We start from the raw sequence: 19,768 nt of genomic DNA, 5'->3' as shown, positions 1-19,768 counted from the left end.
GAGGATCAACCTTTTGTCATCTGTCAGATAATTCACCTGGACGTGCAGTAAAAACAATATGATCCTGACCTTCCTGACAATCGGTCAATGTAAAGACATATCCTTCGTTTTCAGCTTTCTTCTGCATGTTTCGACAGACTTCTTTTTCCCGGTCGTCGGCCTGGGAACCGTATTCGTCGCGCGATGAATCCAGTGAATAGACGAACTGTTTTCCGTCGTAGGTGATGTCTTCCAGAATTGCATCTCCTTCCGTCGTATAGTTCGTGATCCGAATTGTGTCTTTTTTATTCGCCTCCACCCGCTGTAAAAACGTTTCAAACTGGTCAACGTTCGCCCGTTCCGGTGTCGTGACGATATCGCCGTTTTTGATGGCTTCCTCTGACGGGTAATCGTTACTTGCACAACCGGCAAGCATCAGAATTCCAACTCCAAACAACAGATAGATTCGTTTTCTCATCCCCATCCCTCCTTCAGAGTGTCGTCGCAACGGTTTGTAAATCGTCAGCCGTCTCGGCAATCGATTCCGCGATATGGCGCATCCCTTCAATCGTTCCGGCGACCTGTTCCGTATCCTGCGACAATGTAATGATTTGTTTCGAGACATCGACCGTTTGACGGGAAATTGTCGTAAAGGCGGTGACGACACGGGTCAGCTCTTCCGTCGTTTGCACGACCGACTGCTCGGTCCCGCTCATCCGCTCCGAGACTTGTCCCATTTTCGAAGTGATTTCCTGCGCGATGCTTGATGCTTCTGACGCGGAACGTTTACTTTCTTCCGCCAGTTTCCGGATTTCCTGGGCGACGACGGTAAAGCCACGTCCCATCTCGCCGGCCCGTGCGGCCTCGATCGAGGCGTTGAGACTCAACAGGTTCGTCTGATCGGAAATCGCCGTCACCATTCCGGCAATTCGTTCGATTTCTTGCGATAAAAAAGCAAGTTGCGTCATCTGTTCCGTCGTCTGCGTCATCTCGTTGACGACGTGCTCGAACCGTTTCGTTTCCGCCTCGACCAAATCGACGCCATCCTCTGCTTCTTTCGCGGCTTGGCTTAATTGCGTCGCAATCGTTCCCGTCGTCACGGATACCTGTTGGGCATGCCGCTCCATTTCCTGAAAACTGGCAGACGATTGTTGACTCATCGCGGCCAGTTCCTCTGTCGACTTTTGAACAGTTTGTCCGACACGCTGTTTCGCATCCGTGACCGTCTGCCGCTCGGCTTCGACCATTTCCTCATACATCGTCAAAACGATCTGTTGTTCGAGATTAAACAGTTTCCCGGCGGAGCGGACGATCCGGACCTGTTCCGACTCCGGTAACGTACTGTCCTCGATTTGCCGGCTTAAGACGTTTAATACCTTTTGGAAGGCGGCGATGTACCACTTATTTTGCAGACCAATCCGGACATGCCGGTCGGCGATCCGTTTTCGGACATTGATGTAGTCCGGTGTAACCTGTCCGTCAAACATCTGGAGAATATGCTTGGCAAGCGTTCCTTTTAACCGTTCAAGTGTCGAATGCCGTTCAATCAGTTGTTTCAGCTCCGGCACCCGGACCAACTCCGCATAAAACGCATCGACCATCTGCGGCATCCACTCCGCGACATCATGACGGATCAAACGGACGATTTGTAAATCCTCGACCGTCAAATCAATCAGCTGGAGTTGTTGCGCAAATGCTGCTCCCGCTTCTAAACGAACATGTTCCCGTTCCTGATTCATTCGATCTGCAAACGTCATTTCCTGTTGTTTTGACCACCATTTCACACCATCGCGCTCCTTTTCGTTCATCTCACCTTATATAACGGTACCAGAGAAGGAAAAGTGAAGTAATTTCCCTTTTAATCCCCAAAAACATGTCCGTTAAACAGCAGATCCGATTCCCGTTTCCCCCGATAAAAAACGTCCCGTCATCAAACGGGGCGTTTAGCGATTTATTATAGGGTTCGTTGACTAAGCCATTGATCGAGACGATGCAATTGTGAAGTGAATCCTTCTTTCATTCCCATCTCAAGGACTTGTTTAACGGCTTCCTCGGTCTTGAAATCGGACCGGAACAACACCCGTGTCCGATTGCCGACGGATTCAAACGTCGTCGTGTTTTCACTACCGGGTAATTCCTCCGAGATCATCCCTGACGCGTCCGAGAAATAATCGGCGTGGGCGTAACTTTGCGGAGCGTCGATTTGACGGAAAATGGCTTTGCCCCAAGATTCCATTCCGTAGAAGTCGCCTTGCGCGGGATCGATGCACCGCATACAGTAATGCCAGATACCGCCCTCAACAAAATCAAAGGTCGTGATTTCCGTTTGCCAGCCTTCCGGACCCCACCAGGCTTCCAGTTGCTCTTTTTCCGTGAACGCGGCAAAGACCAGCTCACGTGGAGCATTAAACGTCCATTCCATCTGTAAAATGGAACCGTCGACCGTTGTTTTTAATTTTTCCTGCATCTTCATTCACTCCTTTGGATTGACTGCATTCTGCTTCTGCTCCAAATACGTTTCGAGTCGTGTCATCCGGCTGATCATCTGCTGTTCAAACGATTGGCTCCACGCAGTGAGTCCTTGAAACGGCTCTGTCCGCAAATGATAGATTCGGCGGTTGGCGACCGGTTCAATCCGGACGATATCTGCTTCGAGCAAAACTTTCAGGTGTTTCGATGTTTGCGGTTGGTTGAGACGTAACTGCGCCGCAATTTCACCGACCGGTAACGGACCTGTCTTCAACAGTTCGACGATTTTCAAGCGATTAGAATCGGATAAAGCAAATAACGTACGTGCAAGCCCATCTGACATGATTTCCACCTCTTCTGTATCTATATACCCTTTAAGGAATATTCCAAACAAGGAATATATAAAATTGAGCGAAACAGTTGTCAGAAGAAACGAACGTACAGTATCGTCAAAGCACACGCATGTAAAGAGAGAGTGAAGTCTTATGAAAACCGAATGGCTCGAAGCCTTTCACGTCACGGCGGAAACATCCAGCCTGACGAAAGCGAGCGAACTTTTGCATATGACGCAACCGGCGCTTAGCAAACAAATCAAAAATCTCGAACAGGCGGTCGGTGCTCCGCTGTTCACACGGACGACGAGCGGCGTCTCATTGACGCCGGCAGGAGAAATCGTCTTCAAAGACGGACAAAAAATTCTCGAACAGCTCGATGACATGCAACGAAAAATTGATCAGTTGCAGGGACAGACGTCGTTTACACTCGGTTCATGGCCGAGTGTCGCCATGTCTTACCTGCCGCAACACTTCGCCAACCATCCAACAGTGGGCGGTCCGGAACTGAAGATCAAGACGGCCCATACGTACATCGAACTGATGGCCGGTTTGGAGCAACATCAGTACGATGCCGTATTGCTCGACGATCGGCAAATCGAGCATCCGTATCCGTCGACACACCTGTATACGGAACCGTTTTTACTGTACTTCCATGAAGCCGACGAACGGTTCGAAGGCTGTGTCGATGTCCGGTTCGATCAAATCGAAGCCTCGTCGTTCCTGTCCTTGCCGATCGACTGTGACTCGACGAATATCCTGAAAGCCGCGTTTGCGGAACGCGGGGCGACCTATACCGTCGCCTCGGAAATGGAATTCGGTTCAAGCATCCTTGGCTTCATCCGGGCAAAACTCGGGATCGCGATTTTACCGGCAATCTTTCAGGATGGTCTCCCGCCGGAAGTCCGGACATTGCCGATCACCGGTTTTGATGTCACACGTGAACTGTCGCTTGTAACTAGGGATGCAGAACACCATCAGACGTTACTCCGTTTGATTGGTCATCCGCGTAGCCGTTGATTCAGTCGGTTCCGCAGAGCGTCGATTTCGGAACGGTCGAGCGTCTGATCATCGATTTCCCCGTAACGGACCATATGATAAAGTATCGGATCAATCGTCAACTTGATCCGGTCGAGCCAGTCCTGGACCGTTTCTTCCGGTCGGCGTTTTGATCCGTCCGGCAGCCGCCGGTCAAAAGAAGCAATCAATTGACGGACTTCGGAAACGGAGTCCGTTTGTTGTCGTTGTCGCTCCGGATGCCAGTCAAGCGGTGCTATCTTCGGACGCAAGATTTGCGGACCCCCCTCTTCCGTCGGCTCAAGCAACTGTTTACGCCGGCGGTATCCGAGTAACCGGCGGAACACAAACACAGATAAGAAGGCTGTGACCAGTGCTCCGACCGGCAGCAGAATATCCGGCAAGAACAAGGAGGCACCTTTGATCATTGGACCTTTCGGGAACGGTTTTGTTCCAAATTTCGGCCCCTTCATTGCTTTGCGCGGCTTAATTTTGTAGTGGAATGTGTAATCCGCCGGTTTATAAATATAAGTCGTGTAGACATAACGTTCAAAAGCAACCAGCGATGCTGCCAGTACTAAAACGGAGAGAATCATCAGTCCGAGCTTCCGTTTCATATCGCCCCTCCTTTTTTACCAAATAATAACATATCATTATCAGTCCATCAGCATTTTTCTTTCTTTTCAGTCAATTTGAGCGTACAGTAAAATTACACTGTCAGAATAGGATGTGATCATATGTACTTACCTTCGTTTCAACTGGATCAAAAAACCGTTCTTGTGACCGGTGCCGGTCGCGGCATCGGCCGTGCCCTGGCGATCGGAATGGCGGAAGCTGGCGCAGATGTCTTACTGGTCGCCCGCACAGAATCCGATTTACAGGAAACCGCAAAACAAATCGAACAGCTTGGACGACGGGCCTTTGTTTTGACGTGCGACGTCACCGACCGGACTCAGGTCCAAACGACGGTGGACCGTGCCTATACATATGTCGACCGGATCGATGTCCTCGTCAACAACGCCGGGATGAACATCCGCTCGAAAGCACTTGATGTCACGGAAGATGAGTGGGAAACGATTCAACAGACGAACTTAAAGTCTGCCTTCCTGTTCTCTCAGGAAATCGGACGCCGGATGCAGGACACCGGCGGCAGTATCCTGAACATTGCTTCGGTTGCGGGACACGTCGCCTTGCGGACCGGTGTCGTTTATGCGACGACCAAAGCAGCTTTGATTCAGATGACAAAAGTATTGGCGCTTGAATGGGGTCCGAAAAATATCCGCGTCAATGCAATCGGACCGTGGTATTTCAAGACGCCGCTGACGGAACCGTTGCTCGCCGACCCAACCTACTTACAGGAGATCGTCGACGTGACGCCGCTCGGCCGGGTCGGTGAACTGACGGAACTGGTTGGACCGGCTGTTTTTCTTTCGTCCGACGCTGGAACGTACGTCACCGGTCAAACGTTATTCGTCGACGGCGGGATGACGATTAAAGGGTTTTAACGTGAGACGAAAAAGGGCTTCCGATTTTAATCGAAAGTCCCTTTTTTCTGTCGTGCCCTATTTTTAAAGTGAGGTGGGAAATCTGTATGTGTTCATTAAAAGGTAGAATTGCTGTTGTCACAGGGGCATCCCGTGGTGCCGGTCGCGGAATCGCCTACGAACTCGGACAGGCCGGAGCAACCGTCTATGTGACGGGGCGCAGTATGCAGGAAAGCTCCACCGACGATCGTCCGGAAACAATTGAACAGACGGCCGCCGGCGTCACGGCGCGCGGCGGTATCGGTATCGCGGTCCGTTGTGACCATACAGATCCGGACGAGATAACTTGCCTGTTCCAACAGATTCAAGACCGGCACGGGCGGATCGATTTGCTCGTCAACAGTGTGTTCGGCGGTTCGGAAGCGTCCCTTCCTGCGGGACAAGGCAAACGATTTTGGGAACGGCCACCGGAACACTGGGACGCGATGATGGTCGCCGGACCAAAAGCCTATTTGCTGACGACACGGGCGGCTGTTCCGTTGCTTCAACAAAGTCCGGCTGCGTTGATCGTCAATTTAACATCGTTCAGCCCGGACAAAGCCGCCGGCAACTTGTATTACGATTTGGCGATGCAGTCGATTAACCGGATGACGTTTGTGATGGGTCAGGAGCTCCAAACGTCTCGCGTCGCTTCGATTGCGCTCTGTCCCGGCTTCATGCGGACAGAACGGGTCGTCGATGCAGGCTTCAGCAACAATGCGACCGAAACCACCGCTTACGTCGGACGAGCTGTCGTTGCCCTCGCACAGGATTCGGATATTCTGCAACGGACCGGGCAAGCTTTGTTCGTGGCGGACCTCGCGCGCGACTACGGCTTCACGGACGAGGACGGAACGCAGCCGGCGACGTTTATAACGTAACTTAACGTTTCCGCTTTGATAGTTGAATGGCCATAATGACCGGATAGGCGGTAATTGCTAAAATCCAAATCAGCTTTATCATCAGAGATGCTCTCCTTTTATGTGCAGTTTTTTTGACTCGCTTACACTTTTAACGATGGAGCTCATGATCAACAAGAAAAACGGGTACACCAGGAGCGAGCCGATTAAAATAAAGCCGGCAATCGGACCTGGTGCATCCCCTTCATTAGTCATCGGAAATAAACGATTCATCAGATAGAGCATCCCGAAAAAATACGGCAACCACAGAATACAGCTTACCTTTTGAACTTTTCGGTAACTCGTATGTAGAAGCGATGAAAGAGATAGAGCCGCTATCGTCAATACGATTCCGACAAAAAAACTACCATACCAGATAACGGTACTCGAGATGCCCGTCGTACGATTTAACCGATAGACGTTAAGCAATCCTTCTAGCGGAATAAGTAAGGCAACCGCATAAACGATGCTTATTGCATTGACTTTCATTAACGTTATTATAATGATTGCTCCTTTCTGCAACAGATCTTCATATGATACATACGTATCTAAACAGAAAAAGAAACACACAGGGAGGAAATGAAAATATTTCATTCAAACACTCGTAACTTAATCTGCCAAGCTCTCAAAAGTTACGGTCTCGTTTTTCGCTCACTCGAAATCGAACCCGTCTCTTTAACGACCTATGGCAAACACGGAGATGTACACTTCAAAATTCTTATTGAAGGACACCCCTATTCGATCCGTTTGTTGCCGGAACAGCGTTATACTGGGTCAGCGCTTTCATACTCCACATCGAATGCACTGGCGCTCCAGTTACGATACACCGATTATTTGCGGACACAGGGTATTCCGTTCATGGAGCGTGTGAAGCCGGAACAGGATACTTTTTTTACGGCCATCACCGATCCGGACGGACAGCATTGGACATGTTGTCTGTTTCACTGGATGGACGGACGTCACGTAACGGCGAATACAGAACAGACAGCCGCTCGGATGGGTCAGTTAGCCCGTCAGTTACATGATGTTTCGCTGCGCCAACAGGAAATTCAGTTTCCGTTTATTGATCATACGGTTACCTATCAGCGTTGGCTCGGCGATTTACAACGGCTCTCGATTTCTCGAATGCCGAAACCGGTCCAAAATTCATTTCAGGAGTACCTGACTCTGACACAACAACATCTCGACACCGCAAGACACCCAAAATCTTCTTCACTTCAACCGGTCATCTCGACTGACTTGAATTCGCTCAACATCTTATGGGATTCTGATCAACACATCGTTGGAATCGTTGATCACGAACACATCGGTGCAACCGACCGCGTGCAGGATTTGGCCTGGCTGATCAAATGGTATGCCCGGACGGAAGGCATTGGCTCGCATGACGTGTCCGGTCGCTTGGCAAAGACGTTACTTGCCCATTACAACTCGCCGACCGTCCTCGTACCGGAAGACGATCCACGGCTGGCTGCCTTGTTATGGCTCTCGGGCTGCTTCAATCTGCATTTCATTGAACGAACGAAACAGCTTGTGTTTGATGCAGAAAACAATCCGCCCGGTTATGATCAGTTCCAACTTCACTTGCAGACATACCGTGCAAGAGGTGAACAACTTTCCGGGCTGTTACGCAATTAAAAAAAGAAACAAGTCGTGGGACTTGTTTCTTCACAACACACGAAACGGGCTGACGCTGTCGGAAGGTTTTAAACGATATGTAGCAATTGGTTTAAAGTGGCTGTTCAGCGTCTTAACCTGGTACTTGCCTGATTCCGTAACTAACTCAAGGACATGGTAGGTTTTCGTTTTAATGTCATACGAGTAGTCGATCAAATCATCTTTACTGTCATATAAGACACGGACTTGTTTTGTCTTATGGTTGATTTCATACATTCGGTCCAGATTAAAGATCAGTTCGGTATCCTTTGTAAGGGTTTGTGTTTTCTCGATCCCGCCTTTTACGTGTTGGTCCGTTGTCATCATTTTCGTACTACGCTGTTTTTTGACGTCATACGACAAGACCGTCAATTTTTCATTTTTTTCCGAACGGATGCCGTAAATTTTGAGTTGCGAACCGGCCAGGCGAATGTACTTGGCATAAATTAATTCTTTGATGGTCTCATGCTGGAGAAGTTTCAATGATGTTGTATTAAAGGTATGGAGTTTGATCGAGTAATCGATTCCTTTCATATGATCTGCCAAAACATATAATTTGTCACCGGTCACGATCAAATCTTTTCCGAATCCGGTATAACGTTTCGTCGCACCGATTTTCTTAAAGTCCAATGTATATTTCGTCAGCGAAAATTGATTGATTGCCGATAAACTCATCACGTAATAGGCATTTTTATACTTCTTGATTCGCATCGGTCCCGGTTCAACTTGCTTGATCGTCGTCTTGCTATTTTTCAAATTGATGACACGGTTATGATACGAGCTGTATAACAGTCCGTCATGCAGACGATCAGCGCCTTTCAGCGCATAACGCACCGTTTCAATCTTTTTGTTGCCGACATAGGTCTCGAATGTCGTGAGCGGCTGTTCGTAACTTGTTGAAACGACTTGATACGTATCTTTTTGCGCCGCTACAGCGTGATCGAATCCGACGGTCGTACCAAGCACTGTTGCTGCCATCAGCAGCTTATAAGCTTTTTGCATAAGTTACACCCCTCCCTGAATTTTTCACAGCACCTGAAACGGCATCAAACGGCCGGTTGACTGAAACTTATAATCGGCAACCGGTATAAAGTGGCTGTTCAGCGTCTTGACCCGGAAAGATTTAGTTTCGAAGTTTCCTTCGAGAACGTGATACGTTTTTGTTTTACTGTCATACGTATAGTCAATCAATGCCTGTTTACTGCTGTACAGAACCCGGACCTGTTTCATCTTTTGATCAACTTCAAGCATGGAATACATATTGAAGACTAAATCTTTTGTCGGCGACAAGGCTTTTGTTTCGTTGACCCACATGACGGGTTGCTTGGACGTCAAAACGATTTTACCCTGTTGCTTTTTCAAGTCATACGACGCAATCGACAGCTCTTCCCCTGCTTCCGTTTTATTCCCGTACACTTTTAACTCGTTTCCGGCATGGCGGAAATGAAACGCAAAAACCATTGGCTTGATTTTCTCAAGATGGAGAGTCGTAAAATGTGTAGTATCAAATGTATGTACTTCAACCGAATTCGTTTTCGTCTTCATGTTATTTGCGAGAACATACACTTTATCTCCGGTTACGATCATGTCCCGTCCATGACCGTCAAATCGTTTCGTTTGGCCGATTTTCTTAAAATCAGACGTATATTTCGTCAGTGAAAATTCATTGAGTGCAGATATAGTTAAGACATAGTAGGCATTTTTATACTTCGTAATCCGCAGTGGCGAGTCGGCGACTTTTTTTAGTGTCGTTTTGCTGTTTTTCAGATTAATCACCTGATCACCGTAGGAGCTATATAATAAGCCGTCATGCAGACGGTCGACACTGCCTAATGCATAACGTACCGTCTCGACTTTTTTCCCGCCGATCACACTTTCGACTTGCGTCAACGGTTGACTGTAGCTCGTCGAAGCGATTTTGAAGTTGTCCGCCTGAGCAGACGCCGCTTCACTGAAGGCGAATGTACTGCCGGCAACGATGAAACCAATCCATAATTTATTTCCGATGGACATGTCTTTTAACCCTCTCCACGCAAACTGTATTGAGGGTCCGGCAACCGTCACATCCTGACGTCTCCACTTTCTCCTCTATACAAATAATACCCATTTAATGTAACTTAGAAAGTCGTGAATCATTAAATGGGTCAATTCGTTTTTGATATTCAAGTTTTCTGCTGCATTTTTAAGAAAGAATACGCGCAAACGTAAAACACGTAAGCGATACGGAAAATCAACCCTGAGAGGATTCATCAAATAGTAGGTTTGTGTCCTACATGCAAGAAATTGATTAGAAGTACCAGTTTGAGTAGGATTTCCCTCAGTTACCATAAGACGTTTACCTCTTATAAGTTTTCTATATTATAGGTAAATATTTTATTATATGTTATAATTATACAAATAATGCTTTTAGGGGAGTGTACATGAAAAGAATATTCATCATTTTATCAAGCGGAATTTTACTTGTTTTGGGTGGATGCAGTCAGGCTAATCCAGAGAGCACTGGTAGTTACGCGATGATTGTAGTGGTTAATAACAAAGAATATAACGGAACAGAAGCTCAATTGGATACAACCAAACAACTTGGGAAAGCAATTAGCAAAATAATCAAGAAAACAAAAGCTCATGAAATGCCTAAAGGAAATAATCAATCGAATTACTTTCCGGTCGGATCGAAAATCTATTCTGTTAAAGGAACAGAAAAATTTATCATCGTAAAAGACAAAGAAAATAAAAAATGGCTTTTAGAAAAGGTAACGAACAGAGAATAGAAAATTTTCTCTTATAATATTTTTTTGTAGTTATCGCAATTATGATGCATCACTATACGCGTGATTGCTATTTTAATGAGTAAGTTCAAAGCGTAGTCTTAAAAAATGAGTGGCGAGAATCCATATGATACGGGATTTTGACATACATATTCGAGCGATGACCTCTCAGGATTTTTATTTAATGGTAAGGTGGTTAAATAATCAGAAGGTATTAGAGTTCTATGAAGAACCAATTTCAAATCTAGATTAAGTAGTACATACATATGGTCCTAGAATTAAGGGTGAACACCGTGTCACATCTTGTATTGTAGAGTACTAAAACGAACCGATAGGTTATATACAATACTATAAGATTCAAGAAACCAATTTGGATAAATATGAACTTCTAAAAAACTTAAAATATTTAATGAACGTTTGAAGATAATTCAAAAAGGCACGAACGCTTGTTCAACAGCGTTTTGTGCCTTTTCCTGTAAACCTTATTCCAATTCAGTGCAACAGGACTTACTTCTTAAAAACCGGTCGCATCGGATCAAAGATGGCTTTTGAATCGAAAAACGGATTCAAGACTTTGGTCTTCCCGGCAATCGCCTGGCGAAGCCGGATTCCGTCGACATTAATCCGCGCCTGGCGGTAATAGTCTTTGCCTAACTGTTTCCACGCATGCTGCGACGCATCGACGTTATAAAAATAATGGAACCCTTGTTGCGTCAAGTAGCGGTATTTGTCCCCCGTATACCCATGCCAATTCTGAATATCACTGCCGAACGGATAAATCAACTGACGGGTCGTTCCGATCAATGGGGCGACATCACGTTTGTAGCGGGCGGTATCGGCTTGAATCGTTGCCAGACTGACTTTTCCGATCGCGATGTGACCATACGTGTGGCTGGCAAACTGCCAGCCGTCCTTCTTCAAGGCCGTCGCAGTTGTTTTCGCCTGTTGACGCGCCTGCTCGACTTTAGTCGATGAACCGTACTGCGCATACGACGACCGGTACCCGAGGACACCGTTGTAGCCGGTGATACCAAGCAATCCTTTCGCACCATGGTAAGAGAAGTCCGGATGGCGGTTGACGAACGCATCCACAATCGGTACGAGATCATAAGCACCGTCCGGTTTTCCGGTCATCGAATTGGTGATCCGCCCGTTTTTCACTTTCAACGTCGTCGCAAAACCGTCTCCCGTCATGTATTCATAGTAGTTGACGTCATCCTGCGACAGGACAAGCGGCTTTTTGCCCTTTGGAAAAGGAAGCCCCTTTTCCGTCATCCGTCCGTCTTTCCACACCGCGAGATCCGTCGGCCGGACAAGGACGTAGTTCCGCTGATACAAGGCAGTCAAAATCCGTTCGAACTCCCCTTGCGTCACCATATAATCATCGTAGCCCTGCTGTTTCCGGTCCCCGTCAAAGGCACGTTTCGGCTCGGCGATCAAGGAGTGGAAAAACAAGTGCGGCACGGATGTCCCGGCTTTGATCGTTCCGAGATTCGTCAGTTTCGCCGCATATTCCTTCCGCTTTTGTTTCGCTTCCGTCGTCTTCAGGCGGTCGACAATTCGAATTGCCCGGGCGTAATCATACTGGGCGGCAATGAACGCGGCGCGTTTTAATTCCTGACGTATGTAGCTTGTGTCTGTCGCTTGACGCTGCACCTGCTTCGTTTTCGTTTCCGATGCAGCCGACTGTTGACCGCATCCACTGATCAATACGATGCCTGTAAGACTGACGACCACCCATTTTCTATTCATAAGAATCCCGCCCTTTCTCGGAAATAAAACGTCCGCTTCTGCTTACTCTTTATATTCCCGATTATTCAATCGCTTAACGGATTTTACAAGGGTATTCCAGTTCGTTATGCCCCCCATCCAAAGCGGAAGTACACAAACCGGTCCGATGGGTGTTTAATAAGGGACGTAATGAAAACACACGGAGGTGCAACACATGATTGAACAAAACGTAATTAATGGAGTTTGGTATAACACAGAAGAAACGATTCCCGTCTTTAACCCGGCAACAAAAGAATTGCTCGGACACGTCCCGAGCAGCACAGCTGACGATGCAGCACGTGCCGTCGAGGCGGCAAGTACAGCTTTCGTCGACTGGTCGGAACGGACGGCCGATGACCGCGCTGATAAAATCGATGCCTGGTACCGCTTGATTCAGGAACACCGTGATGAACTGGCAGACATCATGACACGTGAACAAGGGAAACCGTTCGTCGAAGCACGCGGCGAAATCGACTACGGCAATCAATATGTCCGCTGGTACGCAGAAGAAGCGCGCCGGATTTACGGCGAAACGATTCCAGCATCTGTTCCCGGGAAACGCCTCTTCGTCGAAAAAGAACCGGTTGGTGTCGTCGCGGCAATCACACCATGGAACTTCCCGGCAGCGATGATTACACGGAAACTCGCTCCGGCGCTCGCTGCCGGCTGTACCGTCGTTCTGAAACCGTCGGAAGAAACACCGTATACGGCACTTCGCCTCGTCGAACTGGCAATCGAAGCAGGTATTCCGGCTGGTGCGATCAACGTCCTGACCGGTGACGCAGCAACGATCAGCGGTGTCTGGCAAGCGGATTCGCGTGTCCGGAAAATCACGTTCACGGGCTCAACAGCCGTCGGTAAATTAATCATGCGTCAAGCGGCTGATACAATGAAAAAATTATCACTTGAACTCGGTGGTCACGCGCCGTTCATCGTCACGGAAAATGCGGATCTCGATAAAGCCGTTCAAGGCGCCATCCGCTCGAAATTCCGCAACGGCGGACAAGCCTGTGTCGCAACGAACCGCTTTTATGTCCAGGCATCGGTTCTCGACGCCTTCACTGAAAAATTCGTCGCCGAAGTCAAGCGGTTGAAAGTCGGCAACGGGCTCGATGCGGATTCGACGATCGGACCATTGATCAATGCGAAGGCTGTCGCCAAAGTCAAAGCACACATCGACGATGCCGTTGCAAAAGGTGCAACGATTTTAACAGGCGGCACAATTGACGACTCTGTCGGTTACTTCGTTACACCAACCGTCCTCGGTAATGTCACGGAAGACATGATCTGCATGCAGGAAGAAACGTTTGGTCCGCTTGCTCCGATCTCTGTCTTCGAAACACTCGACGAGGTCATCGAACGCGCGAACAACACACCATACGGTCTTGCCGCATATGCGTTCTCTGAAAAAATCGACGAAGCGCTTCGTCTCGGTAAAAAACTCGAGTACGGCATCGTCGGTTTAAATGACGGTGCTCCATCCGCTGCTCAAGCACCATTCGGCGGTTATAAAGAAAGTGGACTCGGTCGTGAAGGCGGCGTCTACGGCATCGAGGATTACCTCGAAGTCAAATACTTGTCACTCGGTTAATCGCAAAACAGCCCCTGTCCATGGACAGGGGCTGTTTTTTCGTTTACTCGACGTACTCGTAGAGGACGACACTTTCGATATAGTGGATGAACCGGCGTAACTCTTTTTCTTCTTCGCCGGACAAATCGCCTTCCTTCGACATCGAAGCGATTTCCTGACGCTGGACTTCGATTGCCCGTAAACAGAGTTCTTCTTTTTGTTGATCGACGTCGGCTTTTCCGCCGACCGGTGACGACCAGCGCGTATGCTTAAACCGTAAGCGTTTGTAGAATTCGAGCACGCTTTGGACGACATCGGCCGGATAATCGCCGCGGCATCCTTCGAGACGGCTGATGACTTCCCCCATGACCTGTTCGTACAGCTCATGTTCGACCTGCGTCAAGTGAATCAACTGATCGGACGACATGTTTGACCGTTTCCGTTTCCAGAGGATTTTGCGGATCGGTTGCGACAGGCGGAAGCGTGCTTCCTTCTCAATCGCTTCACGCCGGTTATCGATCGACCGGAAAACTTCTTTTTTCAGCTGATCGGGCGTCTTATGCTCCTGCAGGAACTGCTTCGTAAAGTCGCGTTCCCACTGGACAGCCTCAAGCCGCAGTTTTTTCAGCTGTTGGTTGAAGTGGGTTAATTCTTCCTCACTTTTCTCCTGGGCCCGTAGAAGACGCAGCATGACGTGATATTCATTTAACAAGTCAAAGGCGACGGTCGAGTTTTCTTCCTGGACGACCTGTTTGATTTCCGTGATCGCCCGTTTGACCATCCGCTGTTTGTACGAATTCAAATCGAGTTCCGGTTGGACATCAGCCTCGCCGCGGTTAAGCAACGGCAGAAGAATCGTTGCAAGCACCAGTGTAAAGATGATGACACCGGCCGCGAGGAAAATAATCAATGACCGTTCCGGGAACGCTTCGCCCGATTCAGTCAGAAACGGCAGAGACAGGACCCCGACCATTGTAATCGTACCGCGGACCCCGACCAGTGTCGTGATGATGTCCTGTTTGAATGCCGGCTTTTGATGATCGGCCTTTTTCAGGAAGCGATGGTCGAACCAGTTGAAGAATATCGTCCAAATCAAACGGATCAATAGAATGACACTGCCGATTTCAATGACGTAGAGCATGAGCCGCCAGTTATTGATGGCGTCGTCAGCAAAGATTTCGCGTGTCGCTTCCGGTAACGTCAGACCGAGCAACAGGAAGATGATCCCGTTTAGAATGTAAGCAATCATCGTCCAGATGTTGTCGGTCAACGTCTGTTCCTGGGCGAAAAACGTTTCCGTCCGTTCTTTAATCAAGGCATGGAGAATACCGCCTGTGACGACAGCGATGACGCCGGATGCATGCAGAATTTCTTCCGCGACGAAAAAGATGATGAACGGTGTCAGGATTTGCAGTAACGCATAAAAGACGACATCTTCAATCCCGGTCCGGCGTAATTTCATCTTCAGCCAGTTCATCGCGATGCTGATCGCAAGACCGACGACGGCTCCGACGACGAACATGTAGACGAATTCCGTCGTTGCCTGCTGGATCGAGAAGTAACCGGTGACGACGGCTGCGACCGCATAACTGAAGGCAACCAGTCCCGAGGCGTCATTGATCAACGACTCACCGCGGACAAGATTTAAGATCTGTTCCGGAATCTGAACGCGTTTCGCGATCCCGTTGACGGCAATCGGATCAGTCGGTGACAGGATGGCCGCGAGCGCAAAGGCGGCCGCGACCGGAATGACCGGTACAAGCCAGTTGATGAAGTAACCGCCGATGACCGTCGTCAACAGGACGAGGACGATGGCATTACCGAAAATGGCGGCACGCATCTTCCACAGTTCATCACGCGGAAAATGTGAACTGTCGTTATAAAGCAATGGAGCGATGAATAATAACAGGAACCATTCCGATTCGACTTCAATCTTCAGCCCGCTGATCAGCAGCGCGGCAATCGTTCCGACGAGGATTTGAATCAACGCGGTCGGAATGAAGCGGATGTAGTGTCCAAGGACTTGAGTCAAGATGATTAAGGCAAGCATTAACAAAATAAGTGATAACGTTTCCATAGAAAACCCCTTCCATACTTTCACTGTTTCTCTGGTTATATCGTAACATAGTTTCTCACTGACTTAGGAACAGAACCCCTTGTCAGTCCTCATATAAGGCGATGACCGCCCGGGCCTGCTCCTGGATCTCTTGACGCAGGAGCAACGGTTCGAGAACCCGCACTTCCCCCCCCAATCCGAATAACTGTCGTCCGAGAAACGGCAGTTCCGTAACCGGCACGGACCACGTCCGCAACGCATTCAGCGGCAAAACCCCTTCAAGTAACCGTTCGCCGAGCGGCGTTAACTCGAGACGGACCGTCACCTGTTCTCCCGCCTGCCCGAGCTGCTCCGCCTCCTCAAACGTCATTCGCTGTGACGGAACCGTCGTCTCGGTCACCTGCTCCATCCGGTCGACCCGGTACTGGCGTAATCCGCGGTCTGTCTGCGCGAGCAGATACCAGCGGTTCCGTTCAAACGTCAGACCAATCGGATCAATCCGAATCGTCCGACGACCGCTTATCGTCCGGTAAATCAGTTCACCCTGCACTTCCATTTCCATCAGCCGCAACAAGTCGCGCGTCAATGGAGACGCCGGTGTATCCGGTTTGGCAAAACGGACACGCCCTTTCAACCGGTCGAGCTTCAGTTCGAGATCGGCCGGCAGTTCGTGCAGATACCACTCGGCAAGATTGCCGCGTAACGTACCGAACGGCAAATCCGGCACCTGACCGACCCAGTCGAGCATCAAAAACAACGTGATTGCTTCCTGTTCCCGCAAGGCAAGCGGCGGCAACAGCCGGTTCGGTAAGACCCGGTAGCCGCCGGCCGGTCCGCGTTCGCTGTAAATCGGATAGCCGTTTGCTTCAAGCTCCAGCAAATCGCGCTGGATCGTCCGCAAGGAAACGCCGCATGCTTCCGCCAGTTCCCGCGCCGTCAGCAGTTGTTGCCGATTCAATAAACGCATCAGTTTCAACTGTCGGGTTTTCATGATAAAAAACCTCCTTCAATTACGACATCTTTTGTCATGATTATACCGTAGACTAAAAACAGAACGAACCAAAGGAGGAAAAAAAGATGACACAAACCGTTTTATATATTGCCTGCAGCTTAGACGGGAAAATCGCCCGTTCGGACGATTCACTCGATTGGTTGTTTGCTGTTGAAGGAGACGGTGACAACGGCTACGCAACGTTCATGCAGGACGTCGGTGCCGTCATCATGGGGCGGAAAACGTTTGACGAAGTACTTGTTCTCAGTGACGACTACCCTTACTCCGCCATCGACAACTATGTCCTGACCCGGCAAACCGGTAAACAGTCGGAGCATGCTATGTTTACGAATGAACCGCTTGATGTCTTACTTGACCGGATCGGTCCGACGATCGACGGGAAAATTTGGCTGGTTGGCGGCGGCGAAGTCATTCAAGAAGCGTTACGACTCAAGCGCGTCGATAAGCTGGAGCTGGCGATCGCACCGGTCGTCCTCGGGAGCGGCATCCCGCTGTTTCCGGAGGGAACGCTTGAAACCCGGTTCCGACTGACCGGTTGCCGACCGTCCGGACAGTTCATCATGGCCACGTATGACGTCTTAAAAGGATGACATCTCAAAAATACGCTGACCGGGCTTGAAGCCGGTCAGCGTATTTTCGAATCAGGATTTCGGTTTCGTTTTTTTCGGTTTTGGTTCCGTCCACTTGAATATTCCGTTCATAAAGTTGAAAATCCGTCTTGATTCCTTTGTCATCAGCGGTCCGAGAATCGCGAGAATCAGGACATACAGTGCCGAGAACGGGGACAGGATCTCCATCAGACCGCCGGCGATGCCGAGATTCGCGACAATGATCGAAAATTCACCACGCGAGACAATCGTCAGCCCGATGTTCGAGGACGCTTTATGCGACAGTCCGGCTCTGCGTCCGGCAATCATTCCGGCGACATAGTTTCCGACAATCGTGATGACGACGGCACCGAGGGCGAGCCAGACGGCGTCAAGCAACATCGTCGGATCAATGCTCAGTCCGAAGCTGAAGAAGAAAATGGCTCCGAAGAAGTCACGGAACGGTACGACGAGGTGCTCAATCCGTTCGCCTTGATCCGTTTCCGAAAAGACGAGTCCGAGCAGTAAGGCTCCAATCGCCTCTGCAACATGAATCGTTTCCGAAAAACCAGCAACGAAGAACAGAGCAGCAAAAACGACGATGATGAAGACTTCATCCGAGGCAATCTTCAGCATCCGGTTGAGGAGCGGTGTTGCTTTCCGAGCGATGATGAAGAACAGCAGCATATAACCGAGGGCGATTAAAATCGATGTGACCGAAGACAGTAACGTCGTCCCGTCGCCAAGCAGGAGTCCTGATAAGACGGACAGGTAAACGGCGAGGAAAATGTCTTCGAACATGATGATCCCGAGAATCAACTCGGTTTCCGTATTCCCGGTCCGACGTAAGTCGACCAGAACTTTTGCGACGATAGCGCTCGACGAGATCGTGATGATTCCGGCGATGATCAGCACTTCATATAACGGGAAGCCGGCGATGAATCCGTACAATAACCCCCCGGTGAAGTTAATCGATAAATAAATCGTTCCGCTCGTGACGATTGATTTACCCGACCGGATCAATTTCCCGATTGAGAACTCCAGTCCGAGATAAAACAAGAGGAACAGGACACCGATGCGTCCGAGGAAGCTGATAAACTCAGCACTTTCAATAAACTTGAAGTCTAGTATCCCGATTGTCGGAGCGTGTGGTCCAACGATCATCCCTAAAATGATTAAAAACGGAATGATCGAAAAATTCAATTTATTCGCAAGCAAAGCTGCGATCGCCACTAAGATAAGCGCGGTACCGACTTCAAATATCAAATGATCCATCTATCATCCGCCTCCTTCGACTGAGAAGAGTGCTTTCGTGATGTGGCGGATATGTTGACGTTCTCCCGACAGGACGATCGTATCCCCTGCTTCAAGACGCGTCTCCGGACCCGGGTTCAATGATTTCGATTTATCGTGTTTCAGGACGGCGATGATCGAGATGTCATACTCGTTTCGAACGTCGAGTTCCCCGATTGTCCGGTTGTTGACGGATGAATCCTCACCGATCTTAAACCATTCGATGACGAGATCGTCAAACGCCAGTTCAATTTTTTCAAGGTCTTTCGGTTTATACGCAAGGCCGCCTAAAATACCTGCCATCTGTCTTGCCTCTGCGTCGTTAAATGTCACACTTGAGATACTCTCATCAAAATCGTCATCGTCATAATGGTGCATTTCCCGGCGTCCGTCATCGTGGACAATCACGACCACCTTGTCTCCTCGTGTCGTAATGCCTTCGAACTTCCGTCCGATTCCCGGTAAATCTACTTCGCGCATATCCATTGTTAATTCCTCCTTTAAATTGATCGAACGTTTTATAAATGATGATTTGCTTTTTGGATGAGTGATTTGAATTTCTCGTCACTCAAAATATCTTGAAGGTCATGCAGCTGTTGTAAATCCGCTTTCGCCATAATGACAAACCCGTCTTCCTCGATGAAGGCAACGCGATCTCCTTCCTCCACTTGTAACGCCTGTCTGATTTTTTTCGGGATCGTAATCTGTCCTTTGGACGTCAACTTCGATAGCTCCATTCCGAACTTCCTTCTTTCTTTTTCTGATTTTCCTTACTTCCTTACTTTTCTTATTTCTAGCATATCATATCTCCAGTTTAATTCCGAGTACTTTGCTTTGAATTAA

General features: G+C 48.9%; 21 protein-coding genes. 7 read left to right on the top strand and 14 right to left on the bottom strand.

Annotation, left to right across the window (positions count from 1 at the left end):
* Positions 1 to 16: 16 nt before the first annotated feature.
* From R7V76_RS06780 to R7V76_RS06765, 4 genes are all read right to left on the bottom strand, one after another.
* A complete protein-coding gene (locus tag R7V76_RS06780) occupies positions 17 to 457 on the bottom strand; it encodes a DUF4362 domain-containing protein (RefSeq protein ID WP_214764828.1) in 441 nt (146 codons plus the stop codon).
* A 13-nt stretch (positions 458 to 470) separates the two neighbouring features.
* The gene (locus R7V76_RS06775) at positions 471 to 1,763 is read right to left on the bottom strand and encodes a globin-coupled sensor protein (RefSeq protein WP_318091712.1); all 1,293 of its coding nucleotides are present in this window, start codon (positions 1,761 to 1,763) and stop codon (positions 471 to 473) included.
* 170 nt (positions 1,764 to 1,933) lie between these two features.
* Complete coding sequence (locus tag R7V76_RS06770) at positions 1,934 to 2,446, bottom strand: SRPBCC family protein (protein WP_114595854.1); 513 nt, start codon at positions 2,444 to 2,446, stop codon at positions 1,934 to 1,936.
* 6 nt (positions 2,447 to 2,452) lie between these two features.
* Positions 2,453 to 2,791, bottom strand: a complete 339-nt coding sequence (locus tag R7V76_RS06765; protein WP_114595855.1) for an ArsR/SmtB family transcription factor — start codon at positions 2,789 to 2,791, stop codon at positions 2,453 to 2,455.
* A 142-nt stretch (positions 2,792 to 2,933) separates the two neighbouring features.
* Between R7V76_RS06765 and R7V76_RS06760 the strand changes: the two genes are divergently transcribed.
* On the top strand, positions 2,934 to 3,800 hold the full coding sequence (locus R7V76_RS06760; RefSeq protein WP_318091711.1) for a LysR family transcriptional regulator: 867 nt from the start codon (positions 2,934 to 2,936) through the stop codon (positions 3,798 to 3,800).
* Here R7V76_RS06760 and R7V76_RS06755 read toward each other — a convergent pair.
* Positions 3,782 to 4,414 carry a hypothetical protein gene (locus R7V76_RS06755; RefSeq protein WP_318091710.1) on the bottom strand — a complete coding sequence of 211 codons (633 nt, stop codon included), beginning with the start codon at positions 4,412 to 4,414 and terminating at the stop codon, positions 3,782 to 3,784. The two genes, R7V76_RS06760 and R7V76_RS06755, sit on opposite strands and share 19 nt — an antisense overlap.
* Before the next feature lie 120 nt (positions 4,415 to 4,534).
* Between R7V76_RS06755 and R7V76_RS06750 the strand changes: the two genes are divergently transcribed.
* Both R7V76_RS06750 and R7V76_RS06745 read left to right on the top strand, forming a co-directional pair.
* Entirely contained in the window at positions 4,535 to 5,302 is a 768-nt protein-coding gene (locus R7V76_RS06750; protein ID WP_318091709.1) for an SDR family NAD(P)-dependent oxidoreductase, read from the top strand.
* Between the two features lie 86 nt (positions 5,303 to 5,388).
* Complete coding sequence (locus R7V76_RS06745; protein WP_318091707.1) at positions 5,389 to 6,201, top strand: SDR family NAD(P)-dependent oxidoreductase; 813 nt, start codon at positions 5,389 to 5,391, stop codon at positions 6,199 to 6,201.
* A gap of 81 nt (positions 6,202 to 6,282) precedes the next feature.
* Here R7V76_RS06745 and R7V76_RS06740 read toward each other — a convergent pair whose 3' ends face one another.
* Positions 6,283 to 6,708, bottom strand: coding sequence for a hypothetical protein (locus tag R7V76_RS06740; protein WP_318091706.1), 426 nt, complete (start codon positions 6,706 to 6,708; stop codon positions 6,283 to 6,285).
* Positions 6,709 to 6,798: 90 nt separating this feature from the next.
* Here R7V76_RS06740 and R7V76_RS06735 point away from each other — a divergent pair, with 90 nt between their 5' ends.
* The gene (locus tag R7V76_RS06735) at positions 6,799 to 7,854 is read left to right on the top strand and encodes an aminoglycoside phosphotransferase family protein (RefSeq protein WP_318091705.1); all 1,056 of its coding nucleotides are present in this window, start codon (positions 6,799 to 6,801) and stop codon (positions 7,852 to 7,854) included.
* A gap of 30 nt (positions 7,855 to 7,884) precedes the next feature.
* On the opposite strand, the gene R7V76_RS06730 is transcribed toward R7V76_RS06735, so the two are convergent.
* Both R7V76_RS06730 and R7V76_RS06725 read right to left on the bottom strand, forming a co-directional pair.
* On the bottom strand, positions 7,885 to 8,874 hold the full coding sequence (locus R7V76_RS06730; protein ID WP_318091704.1) for a hypothetical protein: 990 nt from the start codon (positions 8,872 to 8,874) through the stop codon (positions 7,885 to 7,887).
* A gap of 24 nt (positions 8,875 to 8,898) precedes the next feature.
* Positions 8,899 to 9,885 (bottom strand): hypothetical protein, encoded by a 987-nt coding sequence (locus R7V76_RS06725; RefSeq protein WP_131504128.1) that lies wholly within the window; start codon positions 9,883 to 9,885, stop codon positions 8,899 to 8,901.
* A gap of 407 nt (positions 9,886 to 10,292) precedes the next feature.
* Here R7V76_RS06725 and R7V76_RS06720 point away from each other — a divergent pair, with 407 nt between their 5' ends.
* Positions 10,293 to 10,640 (top strand): hypothetical protein, encoded by a 348-nt coding sequence (locus R7V76_RS06720; RefSeq protein ID WP_131504127.1) that lies wholly within the window; start codon positions 10,293 to 10,295, stop codon positions 10,638 to 10,640.
* Between the two features lie 504 nt (positions 10,641 to 11,144).
* Here R7V76_RS06720 and R7V76_RS06715 read toward each other — a convergent pair.
* Positions 11,145 to 12,389, bottom strand: a complete 1,245-nt coding sequence (locus R7V76_RS06715) for a polysaccharide deacetylase (RefSeq protein WP_318091703.1) — start codon at positions 12,387 to 12,389, stop codon at positions 11,145 to 11,147.
* A gap of 193 nt (positions 12,390 to 12,582) precedes the next feature.
* Here R7V76_RS06715 and R7V76_RS06710 point away from each other — a divergent pair, with 193 nt between their 5' ends.
* On the top strand, positions 12,583 to 13,998 hold the full coding sequence (locus R7V76_RS06710; RefSeq protein ID WP_318091702.1) for an NAD-dependent succinate-semialdehyde dehydrogenase: 1,416 nt from the start codon (positions 12,583 to 12,585) through the stop codon (positions 13,996 to 13,998).
* A gap of 43 nt (positions 13,999 to 14,041) precedes the next feature.
* Here R7V76_RS06710 and R7V76_RS06705 read toward each other — a convergent pair whose 3' ends face one another.
* Both R7V76_RS06705 and R7V76_RS06700 read right to left on the bottom strand, forming a co-directional pair.
* Positions 14,042 to 16,054 carry a Na+/H+ antiporter gene (locus R7V76_RS06705; protein ID WP_290826819.1) on the bottom strand — a complete coding sequence of 671 codons (2,013 nt, stop codon included), beginning with the start codon at positions 16,052 to 16,054 and terminating at the stop codon, positions 14,042 to 14,044.
* A gap of 82 nt (positions 16,055 to 16,136) precedes the next feature.
* A complete protein-coding gene (locus tag R7V76_RS06700; protein ID WP_290826821.1) occupies positions 16,137 to 17,024 on the bottom strand; it encodes a helix-turn-helix transcriptional regulator in 888 nt (295 codons plus the stop codon).
* Between the two features lie 86 nt (positions 17,025 to 17,110).
* On the opposite strand from R7V76_RS06700, the gene R7V76_RS06695 reads away from it, so the two are divergent.
* A complete protein-coding gene (locus tag R7V76_RS06695) occupies positions 17,111 to 17,635 on the top strand; it encodes a dihydrofolate reductase family protein (protein WP_290826823.1) in 525 nt (174 codons plus the stop codon).
* A 51-nt stretch (positions 17,636 to 17,686) separates the two neighbouring features.
* Here R7V76_RS06695 and R7V76_RS06690 read toward each other — a convergent pair whose 3' ends face one another.
* From R7V76_RS06690 to R7V76_RS06680, 3 genes are read right to left on the bottom strand one after another with little or no spacing between them, the layout of a single operon-like run.
* On the bottom strand, positions 17,687 to 18,907 hold the full coding sequence (locus R7V76_RS06690; RefSeq protein WP_131972773.1) for a cation:proton antiporter: 1,221 nt from the start codon (positions 18,905 to 18,907) through the stop codon (positions 17,687 to 17,689).
* A 3-nt stretch (positions 18,908 to 18,910) separates the two neighbouring features.
* Positions 18,911 to 19,411, bottom strand: coding sequence for a cation:proton antiporter regulatory subunit (locus tag R7V76_RS06685; protein WP_318091700.1), 501 nt, complete (start codon positions 19,409 to 19,411; stop codon positions 18,911 to 18,913).
* A gap of 32 nt (positions 19,412 to 19,443) precedes the next feature.
* Entirely contained in the window at positions 19,444 to 19,662 is a 219-nt protein-coding gene (locus R7V76_RS06680) for an AbrB/MazE/SpoVT family DNA-binding domain-containing protein (RefSeq protein WP_318091699.1), read from the bottom strand.
* Positions 19,663 to 19,768 lie beyond the last annotated feature (106 nt).

Source organism: Exiguobacterium artemiae (genome assembly GCF_033342815.1).
Lineage (GTDB): Bacteria > Bacillota > Bacilli > Exiguobacteriales > Exiguobacteriaceae > Exiguobacterium_A > Exiguobacterium_A artemiae_A.
This window is presented reverse-complemented; position numbering and strand designations above follow the sequence as displayed.

Bases quoted from the DNA above. Each gene is read 5' to 3' on its own strand.
- R7V76_RS06760 (WP_318091711.1), top strand. From the start codon at position 2,934: ATGAAAACCGAATGGCTCGAAGCCTTTCACGTCACGGCGGAAACATCC.
- R7V76_RS06745 (WP_318091707.1), top strand. From the start codon at position 5,389: ATGTGTTCATTAAAAGGTAGAATTGCTGTTGTCACAGGGGCATCCCGT.
- R7V76_RS06700 (WP_290826821.1), bottom strand. From the start codon at position 17,024: ATGAAAACCCGACAGTTGAAACTGATGCGTTTATTGAATCGGCAACAA.
- R7V76_RS06750 (WP_318091709.1), top strand. From the start codon at position 4,535: ATGTACTTACCTTCGTTTCAACTGGATCAAAAAACCGTTCTTGTGACC.
- R7V76_RS06735 (WP_318091705.1), top strand. From the start codon at position 6,799: ATGAAAATATTTCATTCAAACACTCGTAACTTAATCTGCCAAGCTCTC.
- R7V76_RS06770 (WP_114595854.1), bottom strand. From the start codon at position 2,446: ATGCAGGAAAAATTAAAAACAACGGTCGACGGTTCCATTTTACAGATG.
- R7V76_RS06740 (WP_318091706.1), bottom strand. From the start codon at position 6,708: ATGAAAGTCAATGCAATAAGCATCGTTTATGCGGTTGCCTTACTTATT.
- R7V76_RS06710 (WP_318091702.1), top strand. From the start codon at position 12,583: ATGATTGAACAAAACGTAATTAATGGAGTTTGGTATAACACAGAAGAA.
- R7V76_RS06755 (WP_318091710.1), bottom strand. From the start codon at position 4,414: ATGAAACGGAAGCTCGGACTGATGATTCTCTCCGTTTTAGTACTGGCA.
- R7V76_RS06690 (WP_131972773.1), bottom strand. From the start codon at position 18,907: ATGGATCATTTGATATTTGAAGTCGGTACCGCGCTTATCTTAGTGGCG.
- R7V76_RS06705 (WP_290826819.1), bottom strand. From the start codon at position 16,054: ATGGAAACGTTATCACTTATTTTGTTAATGCTTGCCTTAATCATCTTG.
- R7V76_RS06765 (WP_114595855.1), bottom strand. From the start codon at position 2,791: ATGTCAGATGGGCTTGCACGTACGTTATTTGCTTTATCCGATTCTAAT.
- R7V76_RS06725 (WP_131504128.1), bottom strand. From the start codon at position 9,885: ATGTCCATCGGAAATAAATTATGGATTGGTTTCATCGTTGCCGGCAGT.
- R7V76_RS06720 (WP_131504127.1), top strand. From the start codon at position 10,293: ATGAAAAGAATATTCATCATTTTATCAAGCGGAATTTTACTTGTTTTG.
- R7V76_RS06730 (WP_318091704.1), bottom strand. From the start codon at position 8,874: ATGCAAAAAGCTTATAAGCTGCTGATGGCAGCAACAGTGCTTGGTACG.
- R7V76_RS06695 (WP_290826823.1), top strand. From the start codon at position 17,111: ATGACACAAACCGTTTTATATATTGCCTGCAGCTTAGACGGGAAAATC.
- R7V76_RS06680 (WP_318091699.1), bottom strand. From the start codon at position 19,662: ATGGAGCTATCGAAGTTGACGTCCAAAGGACAGATTACGATCCCGAAA.
- R7V76_RS06685 (WP_318091700.1), bottom strand. From the start codon at position 19,411: ATGGATATGCGCGAAGTAGATTTACCGGGAATCGGACGGAAGTTCGAA.
- R7V76_RS06780 (WP_214764828.1), bottom strand. From the start codon at position 457: ATGAGAAAACGAATCTATCTGTTGTTTGGAGTTGGAATTCTGATGCTT.
- R7V76_RS06715 (WP_318091703.1), bottom strand. From the start codon at position 12,389: ATGAATAGAAAATGGGTGGTCGTCAGTCTTACAGGCATCGTATTGATC.